This is a genomic window from Enterobacter cloacae complex sp. S1, assembly GCF_014930525.1.
Taxonomy (GTDB): domain Bacteria; phylum Pseudomonadota; class Gammaproteobacteria; order Enterobacterales; family Enterobacteriaceae; genus Enterobacter; species Enterobacter hormaechei_C.
In genome coordinates this window covers 14,741-25,167 of record NZ_JADBRE010000019.1, presented here as the reverse complement: position 1 = coordinate 25,167, position 10,427 = coordinate 14,741, and the positions used below count along the sequence as shown (strand labels likewise).

The window sequence follows — 10,427 nt, the reverse complement described above, 5'->3', positions numbered from 1 at the left end:
GCTCTTTCAAATGAAAGTCAGTGTACTAACCCGGGGAATATACTTTTAATACCGGTAACGATAAATTCGATGCCCAACGCCATTAACAACAGACCCATGATACGGGTAATCACGTTGATGCCCGTTTGTCCCAGCAAGCGAACCAGCCATGGCGCCATACGAAATACACCCCAGCAGCACAGCGCGAACAGCGCAATAGCGACGGAAAAGCCAATCAGGTGCATCAGGCTGTGGTAGCGCGTTCCCCAGACAATAGTGGAACTGATCGCCCCCGGGCCCGCCATCAGCGGCAGTGCCAGTGGCACGACCCCGATGCTCTCGCGGATAGCTGTCTCTGATTTTTCCTGCTTGTTCTGTTTATCCTCCCCCAGCTTGCCGCTGATCATCGACATGGCAATCGTCACCACCAGGATCCCGCCTGCTATACGGAACGAATCAATCGAGATGCCGAAGACCTGAAGAATGGCGTCCCCGAGATAAAGAGACGTAAGTAGGATGATCGCCACCGACAGGTTTGCCGTCAGGTTGGTTTTATTTCGTGCCGCAGCCGTCTGATAGCTGGTCATACTAATGAAGACAGGGATGATCCCTACCGGGTTAACCAGAGCAAACAAGCCGATAAAAAACTTGAAATATGTAGGGAAATCAAAGAGCGTTTGAATCACATTAAGCTCCGCAATTGAGCATGGCCAGGGAGAAACTGCGTGTCATGATAAATCCGCGCTGAAGATACGCTTTTTAGCCGCATACTTCACCAGAAATCTGTTCTTAAACGTTATCAATTCATGATGTTAAACATTTGTGTAATCAATGATATCGCTGCTTCCAATAGTTACTTAATTATTTAACAGTAGAATAATTAGCACAAAATAACCCTGCTGAAAGGTATCAGCTTAGGACAAAATTGATCTCGATCATAATTTTCGTACTCAGAAGTGAGTAATCTTGGTTACGCCGCCAGGGAGATCACCTATCAAAAAGGTATGATGCTAAGGTAAGGCTCTTTTAGTAAATTAGTGAGCTGGAGCAGTGAGTAATCCTTTGTTTTACTGTGTGTTACGCAAGTGGGATCGGCTCTGACTATACTGTCAGACGTATCGAGCGCTGGTTTACTAAAAGAGTTTAAACATTATCAGGAGAGCATTATGGCTGTTACCAATATCGCTGAACTGAACGCCCTCGTCGAGCGCGTAAAAAAAGCCCAGCGTGAATATGCCAATTTCACCCAAGAACAGGTTGATAAAATCTTCCGCGCGGCCGCTCTGGCTGCTGCTGATGCTCGAATCCCTCTCGCTAAAATGGCCGTTGCCGAATCCGGCATGGGTATCGTTGAAGATAAAGTGATCAAAAACCACTTTGCTTCAGAGTATATCTACAACGCCTATAAAGATGAGAAAACCTGCGGTGTGCTGTCAGAAGACGATACTTTCGGCACCATCACCATCGCAGAACCGATCGGCATCATTTGCGGTATCGTTCCAACCACTAACCCAACCTCTACCGCCATCTTCAAATCTCTCATCAGTCTGAAGACACGTAACGCAATCATTTTCTCCCCGCATCCACGTGCGAAGGACGCCACCAACAAAGCAGCAGATATCGTGCTTCAGGCTGCCATTGCGGCGGGTGCGCCAAAAGATCTCATCGGCTGGATCGACCAACCTTCTGTTGAACTGTCCAACGCACTGATGCATCACCCGGACATTAACCTGATTCTGGCGACCGGTGGTCCTGGTATGGTTAAAGCTGCGTACAGCTCCGGTAAACCAGCCATCGGCGTAGGCGCAGGTAATACCCCTGTGGTGATCGACGAAACGGCTGATATCAAGCGTGCTGTTGCCTCTGTGCTGATGTCTAAAACCTTCGATAACGGCGTTATCTGTGCATCTGAACAGTCTGTTGTCGTGGTTGATTCGGTATACGACGCCGTTCGTGAACGTTTCGCCAGCCACGGCGGCTACCTGTTGCAAGGTAAAGAACTGAAAGCCGTTCAGGACGTGATTCTAAAAAATGGTGCGCTGAACGCGGCTATCGTAGGTCAGCCTGCATATAAAATCGCTGAGCTCGCTGGCTTTAGCGTCCCTGCTACCACCAAGATTCTGATTGGTGAAGTGAAAGTCGTTGATGAAAGTGAGCCGTTTGCTCACGAGAAACTCTCCCCGACGCTGGCAATGTACCGTGCGAAAGATTTCGATGACGCGGTAGACAAAGCAGAGAAGCTGGTGGCGATGGGCGGTATCGGCCACACCTCTTGCCTGTACACCGACCAGGATAACCAGCCTGAGCGTGTTGCTTACTTCGGTCAGAAGATGAAGACGGCACGTATCCTGATCAACACCCCTGCTTCTCAGGGTGGTATCGGTGACCTGTACAACTTCAAACTCGCACCTTCCCTGACTCTGGGTTGTGGTTCCTGGGGTGGTAACTCCATCTCTGAAAACGTTGGTCCAAAACACCTGATCAACAAGAAAACCGTTGCTAAGCGAGCTGAAAACATGTTGTGGCACAAACTTCCGAAATCTATCTACTTCCGCCGCGGCTCTCTGCCAATCGCGCTGGATGAAGTGATTACTGATGGCCACAAACGTGCGCTCATCGTGACCGACCGTTTCCTGTTCAACAATGGCTATGCAGACCAGATCACCTCTGTTCTGAAAGCGGCTGGCGTCGAAACTGAAGTCTTCTTTGAAGTTGAAGCTGACCCAACCCTGAGCGTTGTACGTAAAGGCGCTGAACTGGCGAACTCCTTCAAACCTGATGTGATCATCGCGCTGGGTGGCGGTTCCCCAATGGACGCCGCGAAAATTATGTGGGTGATGTACGAGCATCCGGAAACTCACTTCGAAGAACTGGCGCTGCGCTTTATGGATATCCGTAAACGTATCTACAAGTTCCCGAAAATGGGCGTGAAAGCGAAAATGATCGCCGTCACCACCACTTCCGGTACCGGTTCAGAAGTGACGCCATTTGCCGTTGTGACTGATGACGCAACTGGTCAGAAATACCCGCTGGCTGACTACGCACTGACGCCAGATATGGCTATCGTTGACGCCAACCTGGTCATGGAAATGCCGAAATCACTGTGTGCGTTCGGTGGTCTGGATGCGGTAACTCACGCTCTGGAAGCTTACGTTTCCGTACTGGCTTCTGAGTTCTCTGACGGTCAGGCTTTGCAGGCGCTGAAACTGCTGAAAGAAAACCTGCCAGCTTCTTACAACGAAGGTTCGAAAAACCCTGTTGCGCGTGAACGTGTACACAGTGCGGCAACCATCGCGGGCATTGCGTTTGCTAACGCCTTCCTGGGTGTCTGTCACTCCATGGCGCACAAGCTAGGTTCACAGTTCCACATTCCTCACGGTCTGGCGAACGCCCTGTTGATCAGCAACGTTATCCGCTATAACGCCAACGACAACCCAACCAAGCAGACTGCATTCAGCCAGTACGACCGCCCACAGGCGCGCCGTCGTTATGCTGAAATCGCAGATCACCTGGGTCTGAGCGCACCGGGCGACCGTACTGCCGCGAAGATCGAGAAACTGCTGGCATGGCTGGAGAGCCTGAAGGCTGAACTGGGTATTCCTAAATCTATCCGCGAAGCAGGCGTTCAGGAAGCTGACTTCCTCGCTCACGTAGATAAGCTGTCTGAAGATGCATTCGATGACCAGTGTACTGGTGCTAACCCGCGCTACCCACTGATTTCCGAACTGAAACAGATCCTGCTGGATACTTATTACGGTCGTAACTTCACTGAAAGCGATGTCGCTGCCGTAAAAGTTGAAATCCCCGCAGTTGTAAAGGCTGACAAGAAAGCGAAGAAAAATGCTTGATTGACAGTATGATAAAAAAACCCGCCGCTGGCGGGTTTTTTTATATCTGAGGATCCGTAAAACATTCTTATTATTTTCGATTGTCGCCCTGTAACGCCGTCAGCGAGCCTACAGCCAGCGCCTCTTTATAATGCTTGCGGCAGACCGAGACATAACGTTCATTGCCTCCTATCACCACCTGCTCGCCATCAGCATAGGGTTTACCCGACTGGTCCAGGCGAAGAACCATACTTGCCTTGCGGCCACAAAAGCAGATCGTTTTCAGTTCAACCAGCTTATCCGACCAGGCGAGCAGATACTGACTGCCGGCAAATAACTCCCCACGAAAATCGGTACGTAATCCATAGCAAAGAACGGGAATATCCAGCTCATCAACGACCTCTGAAAGTGCATGGACCTGCTCTCGGGTCAGGAACTGGCTTTCATCTACCAGCACGCAATGGACAGGCTTAGAGGCATGCTCGGCACGAATGTCCTCCAGCAGGTCCGTTTCAGGGTTAAACAGCCTTGCAGGCGACGAGAGCCCTATTCTTGAGCTCACCTTCCCTGCCCCGAAGCGATCGTCGATTTCGGCGGTATAAACAACGGTACGCATCCCCCGCTCCTGATAATTGTATGAGGATTGCAGTAACGCCGTCGATTTCCCTGCATTCATTGCCGAATAGTAGAAATAAAGTTGTGCCATTGGCCGAAGAACCCTAATCAATGTGTAATATTCCCGATGGATCATTGTACCATATTTTGTACCGTCATCAGCGGCGGGCTGCGCTCTCCAGCCTGCCATGCATCAGTAAATCCTTCGCGAATGGCGCAAAATAATGCGTTAAAACAGGCAGTAAAGGGATTAAACACTGACAATAAGGTGAGTCCGCAACCAGAGATAACACTTCTTTTTATAGTGTCTTCTTCGTTCATTAAAATTCACTATTTATTAACTATTCTTGTCTTCGCTGCGCTTACCCGGGGTAATACAAAAGGCTGATATTTATCAACCGCAACTATAATTCCTGAGGTAAAAGTCACAAAACATACACGCAAATGACGCGCTTTTGCCGTTTGAAACGATATCTCACAGACCCAACAAACAATGAAATTTAAGTTAGCGTAATTAATAATAGCGTCGTTTATTTTGTATTTTTTGAATTCCTTACATTCCCACCTATTGCACAAGTGAAATTAAGGCTCTATTATTAGGACAACAAACCCACCCCCATTATAAGTTTGAGATTACTACAATGAGCGAAGCACTTAAAATTCTGAACAACATCCGTACTCTTCGTGCGCAGGCAAGAGAATGTACCCTTGAGACGCTTGAAGAAATGCTCGAAAAATTAGAAGTTGTAGTTAACGAACGTCGTGAAGAAGAAAGCGCTGCTGCGGCTGAAATCGAAGAACGTACACGTAAACTGCAACAGTATCGTGAAATGCTGATTGCCGATGGTATCGATCCAAACGAATTGCTGAACAGCATGGCTGCGGCTAAAACCGGTACCAAAGCAAAACGCGCGGCACGTCCTGCTAAATATAGCTACATCGATGAGAACGGCGAAGAGAAAACCTGGACCGGCCAGGGCCGTACTCCTGCTGTAATCAAGAAAGCAATGGACGAACAAGGTAAACAACTGGATGACTTCCTGATCAAGGATTAATCTGGAAAGATTCTGAAAAATCCCGCTTAATGCGGGATTTTTTATGCCTGTAATATTCGCCCGAACATCTCCTTACATTCTGTCATATTGTGAGGCGCCCTATTTAACGTCCTTGACAATCCCCCGCCAATTACGGAGCGACAGGCATAAAAAAACCGGTGGGCATCGCTCCACCGGTCTTGTTCACTGGGCTGTGAGTTTATTACTTAATACCCACGCTACCTTTGAGCCAGGCTTTAAATTCTTCACCCAGGCTGTTATGGCGAATACCATATTCGACGAATGCCTGCATATAACCGAGCTTATTCCCGCAGTCATGGCTCTTACCTTTCATATGGTAGGCTTCCACGGTCTCTTTCTCGATCAGCATATCGATAGCATCCGTCAGCTGGATTTCATCGCCCGCACCCGGAGGCGTTTTCGCCAGCAGAGCCCAAATTTCAGCGCTCAGTACATAACGACCAACGACAGCAAGGTTAGACGGCGCGACGTCCGCTTTAGGTTTTTCAACAACGCCAACCATCGGTACGCTTTCGCCAGGTTGCAGGTCAACGCCTTTGCAGTCAACCACGCCGTAAGCGGTCACGTCGTCGACTGGCTCAACCATAATCTGGCTGCTGCCGGTTTCGTCGAAGCGTTTAATCATTTCCGCCAGGTTTTCCTGGGAAAGATCGGACTCGTACTCATCAAGAATCACGTCAGGCAGAATAACCGCGACCGGCTCATCACCCACTACCGGGTGTGCACACAATACTGCGTGCCCCAGGCCTTTCGCCAGGCCCTGACGAACCTGCATAATGGTAACGTGTGGAGGGCAAATAGACTGCACTTCCTCCAGCAACTGGCGCTTAACGCGTTTTTCCAGCATTGCTTCGAGTTCGAAACTGGTATCGAAATGGTTTTCGATAGAGTTTTTAGATGAATGCGTCACCAGCACAATTTCGGTGATACCTGCTGCAATACATTCATTCACGACATACTGGATTAATGGCTTATCAACCAGAGGCAGCATCTCTTTTGGGATTGCCTTCGTCGCTGGCAACATCCTGGTACCCAATCCCGCCACCGGGATAACGGCCTTTCTGACTTTCGAATTAAGGGCAGCCATTGAAATTCTCCTGAACTGTTCAAGTTTTGAACTTTTATGCATTGAATAACGCGTTGAGTATACAGTCTCAGCCACTAATACGGGTCTGAAAAGAACGCGTTGCCGATCAATTAAGACAAATACGCATGAAACTTGCAGCGATAGTAGCACTGCCAGCAAAAACACAGGTAAAGCAATCTGAAAAATAAAATCTGACTGCTTACTCCGTGGACAACATTAAGCGTAACCGCCCTCCGGCACCCCAAATTTGGCACTGCCAGGAGGTGCAGCGATGGCTAATTTGATTAAGGTAAGTATTTCCAAGCGTTCCCAACGGCACGCCGTTACTCACCTGAATATGGTGTTCGCCGGTATTCAGCGTGGCATTTAATCCCGCAGAGACCAGAATAAGGTTATTCAACCCGCTGTGATAATAGCCAACCAGAAGCGGGAACTGCCCCGGCAAATTGGCCTGGCGAAAAAGTTGGTTGACCTGTTTTAGTAAACTGCCTAACTCAGGAAGTCGTTGCCCCTGATGGGATAATTGTTCCTGTAGCAATCCATTAAACAGCGCCCGGAGTAATAAGGCCGCCAGAACGCCGTTATCTCCCGCCCGGGTAACATCCAGGCAATAAAAAGCGAGGTCAGAATCTGATAGCGGCGCAATATCCAGCACCAGTCCAGGCTGGTCAGCCGCTACCAGCTGGCGATAATTTACTCTGCAATGAGAGATATTTTGCTGCACCGGCGGCTGAAGTTCCTGAAGCAGCTTCGCGGCCGCGAGCGGATTACTGACTAAAGCATCCCAGTCCTGGAAAAGACGTTCTTCTTCTTCCACCCGGGAATTAAACATATTGGGATACAGGCAGGCCAACACCGTTTCACGCAGACGGTTCAAATCTTTAACCGGTTTGAGCAGAATATCCTGCACACCTAAACGCAACGCCTTAGCAATATCCGCCATATTTTCGGTGGCCGAGATCACCAGTATCGGTGTCTGATAACCTTCATTACGCAGGTTTTCCACCAGCATTAATCCGTCCATGCGCGGCATCTCAAGGTCGCAGATCATCAGATCAGGCGCCATGCTGGCCATTTTTTCCAGTGCCTCGACGCCATCTTCGGCAAGGGACGTGGTTGCACCCAGTGAGGATAACCACGAATCCAGTAGCGATCGGAAAACCGGCTCGTCTTCAACTATCAAAATATGTTTTCCGGCCAATGGCTGTGTCATGGTTCCTCCCCTGGCTGACAGTTACTCAATAGTGGCATGCTATTGGTACTATCGCCTGTCAGATTTTGCTGAAGTAATCAAAAAAGTGCTCAACGTGCTGTACGCACAAAAGGCAACAGTTCATCTATTTTCTTTTCGACGGCTAACGAGCCCGCTGCTATGGCGGCCTCAGCCCGGTGGAAATCAAGGGTAGAGATTTGTGGACAATAGGGTTGAATAAGAATATCCGGAGGATCGCCTGCCATACGGTTTCGCTTCAGGCGATTCTCAAGGATTTGAATAGAGGTCGTCATGATTTCAATGGCGTTCGGCGCGGTCACCGCGCGACGGGCGGTCAGGCGCCCTATTCTGCCGCGTAATCGCGCATGCCAGGCAAGTTTCTCTTCTTCCGCGTCATCGCTCTGAAGATTAACCGGCATCAAATCTTGCTGCATAAGGTGTGCGTCGTGCTGTAAATCCACGGCAATAACGATATCCGCCCCCATGGCGCGGGTCAGAGAGATGGGTACAGGATTCACTACGCCCCCATCAACGAGCCAGTAGCCGTTGTGAGGCACAGGCGCCATTAACCCCGGCATGCTACAGGATGCGCGAACGGCGAGATGTATATCCCCTTCGGTGAGCCATAACTCCCTGCCCGTACTGAGGTTGGTTGCAACGGCACCGAAAGGCATTTGGCAGTGGCTGAAGTCAGCGAGGGGCATTATCTTACGAAACTGATTGAACACGCGTTCGCCGCGCAGCAGGCCGCCACGCTGCCAGGAGAGATCCATCAGGCGCAGCACATCCCAGTATCTGAAGGAGCGCACCCAGCTTTCAAGCTCCGGGAGCTTACCGCAGGCGTACGCGGATCCGACCAGCGACCCGATAGAACATCCTGCGACAATATCAACGTCAATCCCCATCTGGTTTAAGGTATTGATAACGCCAATATGTGACCAACCCCGGGCTGCACCTGAGCCCAACGCCAGTCCAATTTTTACCTTTCTCATTAGCCCTGTTTTACTTCCCCTGGATTCCCGACATAGCGTCAACGCACCTGCTCAGTTAACATATTGCTACCTTAAGCGTTTAACGCCTTATTTTTTGTTCCAGGAAGAGAATCGTGTCTCAACTCTGCCCCTGTGGTAGCGCTCTGGAGTATAGCCTATGTTGCCAGCGATATCTTTCTGGCGAGCAGGTTGCACCAGAGCCGTCACACCTTATGCGCTCGCGGTATACTGCTTTTGTGATCAAAAACGCAGACTACCTGATTAAAACCTGGCATCCGTCCTGCCATGCTGCCGATTTTCGCCAGGAGATTGAAGCCGGATTTGCCAACACCGTCTGGCTGGGCCTCACCGTCTTTGAAGCCGCTCCCGGCCGCGATGCCAACGAGGGCTATGTCAGTTTTGTCGCCCGCTTTAGCGAACAAAACAAACCCGGCGCCATCATTGAACGCTCACGGTTCTTAAAGGACAGCGGGCAATGGTATTATATTGCCGGCACACGTCCGCAATTCGGTCGTAACGATCCCTGCCCCTGTGGTTCAGGAAAAAAATTTAAAAAGTGTTGCGGCAGTAATGCCTGACAACTCAGACTTCGCAAATACATAAACAGGATTTCCCGGCGATGCAATCATTACAACGTAAAGTTCTGCGCACTATCTGTCCCGATCAAAAAGGGCTGATCGCACGAATTACCAACATTTGCTACAAGCATGAACTGAATATCGTGCAGAACAACGAGTTCGTTGACCACCGTACCGGTCGCTTCTTTATGCGTACCGAACTGGAAGGCATTTTCAACGACACAACCCTGCTTGCCGATCTGGACAGCGCCCTGCCGGAAGGCTCGGTGCGCGAGCTGAACCCGGCGGGCCGTCGCCGCATTGTCATTCTGGTCACCAAAGAGGCACACTGCCTGGGCGATCTGCTGATGAAAGCCAACTACGGTGGCCTGGACGTCGAAATTGCCGCCGTCATTGGCAACCACGAGACGCTGCGTACGCTGGTAGAACGTTTCGACATTCCGTTTGAACTGGTCAGTCACGAAGGCCATACCCGTGAAGAGCACGACAACCTGATGGCAGCTGCAATTGAAGCGCATAACCCGGACTACGTGGTGCTGGCGAAATATATGCGCGTGCTGACGCCATCCTTCGTGGCGCGCTTCCCGAACAAGATTATCAACATCCACCACTCCTTCCTGCCAGCCTTTATTGGCGCGCGTCCGTATCACCAGGCATACGAGCGTGGGGTGAAGATCATTGGCGCAACCGCGCACTACGTGAATGACAATCTGGACGAAGGTCCAATCATCATGCAGGACGTGATCCACGTGGATCACACCTATACGGCAGAAGATATGATGCGTGCTGGCCGTGACGTTGAGAAGAACGTACTGAGCCGTGCGCTGTATCAGGTACTTGCTCAGCGCGTCTTTGTGTACGGCAACAGAACGATTATTCTTTAATCCCTCGGAAAATGAATTGATTAGCTTTACGCCTTTACGGATAAAAAGCAGGCAAACAGCTTCATTTTCCTAAAGGAATGCTTTACAGGGGCGTCTCATTTGATATGATGCGCCCCGCTTCCAACAGGAAGCAGGCCAGTTAAAAGCATTACCCCGTGGTGGGGTTCCCGAGCGGC

Annotated in this window: 10 protein-coding genes; 4 read left to right on the top strand and 6 right to left on the bottom strand. The window is 50.2% G+C overall.

Annotated elements, in window-relative coordinates; all coding sequences use genetic code 11:
* Positions 1–17: 17 nt before the first annotated feature.
* Entirely contained in the window at positions 18–665 is a 648-nt protein-coding gene (locus tag IM290_RS13665) for a YchE family NAAT transporter (protein WP_017384236.1), read from the bottom strand.
* A 480-nt stretch (positions 666–1,145) separates the two neighbouring features.
* Between IM290_RS13665 and adhE the strand changes: the two genes are divergently transcribed.
* Complete coding sequence (gene adhE, locus IM290_RS13660; RefSeq protein ID WP_032103375.1) at positions 1,146–3,827, top strand: bifunctional acetaldehyde-CoA/alcohol dehydrogenase; 2,682 nt, start codon at positions 1,146–1,148, stop codon at positions 3,825–3,827.
* A 70-nt stretch (positions 3,828–3,897) separates the two neighbouring features.
* Here adhE and tdk read toward each other — a convergent pair whose 3' ends face one another.
* Together tdk and IM290_RS13650 are read right to left on the bottom strand one after the other, a co-directional pair.
* A complete protein-coding gene (gene tdk, locus IM290_RS13655; protein ID WP_003856726.1) occupies positions 3,898–4,512 on the bottom strand; it encodes a thymidine kinase in 615 nt (204 codons plus the stop codon).
* Between the two features lie 41 nt (positions 4,513–4,553).
* Positions 4,554–4,742 (bottom strand): hypothetical protein, encoded by a 189-nt coding sequence (locus IM290_RS13650; protein WP_193354481.1) that lies wholly within the window; start codon positions 4,740–4,742, stop codon positions 4,554–4,556.
* A 320-nt stretch (positions 4,743–5,062) separates the two neighbouring features.
* Between IM290_RS13650 and hns the strand changes: the two genes are divergently transcribed.
* Positions 5,063–5,476: a histone-like nucleoid-structuring protein H-NS gene (hns, locus tag IM290_RS13645; RefSeq protein ID WP_003856724.1), complete on the top strand. Its 414-nt coding sequence runs from the start codon at positions 5,063–5,065 to the stop codon at positions 5,474–5,476.
* 202 nt (positions 5,477–5,678) lie between these two features.
* On the opposite strand, the gene galU is transcribed toward hns, so the two are convergent.
* The 3 genes from galU to rssA all read right to left on the bottom strand — a co-directional run bounded on the left by galU (position 5,679) and on the right by rssA (position 8,789).
* Positions 5,679–6,584 (bottom strand): UTP--glucose-1-phosphate uridylyltransferase GalU, encoded by a 906-nt coding sequence (gene galU, locus IM290_RS13640; protein ID WP_003856723.1) that lies wholly within the window; start codon positions 6,582–6,584, stop codon positions 5,679–5,681.
* A gap of 199 nt (positions 6,585–6,783) precedes the next feature.
* Complete coding sequence (gene rssB, locus IM290_RS13635) at positions 6,784–7,797, bottom strand: two-component system response regulator RssB (RefSeq protein WP_003856721.1); 1,014 nt, start codon at positions 7,795–7,797, stop codon at positions 6,784–6,786.
* An 89-nt stretch (positions 7,798–7,886) separates the two neighbouring features.
* The gene (gene rssA, locus IM290_RS13630) at positions 7,887–8,789 is read right to left on the bottom strand and encodes a patatin-like phospholipase RssA (RefSeq protein ID WP_032653830.1); all 903 of its coding nucleotides are present in this window, start codon (positions 8,787–8,789) and stop codon (positions 7,887–7,889) included.
* Positions 8,790–8,902: 113 nt separating this feature from the next.
* Between rssA and IM290_RS13625 the strand changes: the two genes are divergently transcribed.
* Positions 8,903–9,367: a YchJ family protein gene (locus IM290_RS13625; protein WP_193042515.1), complete on the top strand. Its 465-nt coding sequence runs from the start codon at positions 8,903–8,905 to the stop codon at positions 9,365–9,367.
* Positions 9,368–9,408: 41 nt separating this feature from the next.
* Entirely contained in the window at positions 9,409–10,251 is an 843-nt protein-coding gene (gene purU, locus IM290_RS13620; RefSeq protein ID WP_003856715.1) for a formyltetrahydrofolate deformylase, read from the top strand.
* Positions 10,252–10,427 lie beyond the last annotated feature (176 nt).

Bases quoted from the DNA above. Each gene is read 5' to 3' on its own strand.
- adhE (WP_032103375.1), top strand. From the start codon at position 1,146: ATGGCTGTTACCAATATCGCTGAACTGAACGCCCTCGTCGAGCGCGTA.
- tdk (WP_003856726.1), bottom strand. From the start codon at position 4,512: ATGGCACAACTTTATTTCTACTATTCGGCAATGAATGCAGGGAAATCG.
- IM290_RS13650 (WP_193354481.1), bottom strand. From the start codon at position 4,742: ATGAACGAAGAAGACACTATAAAAAGAAGTGTTATCTCTGGTTGCGGA.
- hns (WP_003856724.1), top strand. From the start codon at position 5,063: ATGAGCGAAGCACTTAAAATTCTGAACAACATCCGTACTCTTCGTGCG.
- galU (WP_003856723.1), bottom strand. From the start codon at position 6,584: ATGGCTGCCCTTAATTCGAAAGTCAGAAAGGCCGTTATCCCGGTGGCG.
- rssB (WP_003856721.1), bottom strand. From the start codon at position 7,797: ATGACACAGCCATTGGCCGGAAAACATATTTTGATAGTTGAAGACGAG.
- rssA (WP_032653830.1), bottom strand. From the start codon at position 8,789: ATGAGAAAGGTAAAAATTGGACTGGCGTTGGGCTCAGGTGCAGCCCGG.
- purU (WP_003856715.1), top strand. From the start codon at position 9,409: ATGCAATCATTACAACGTAAAGTTCTGCGCACTATCTGTCCCGATCAA.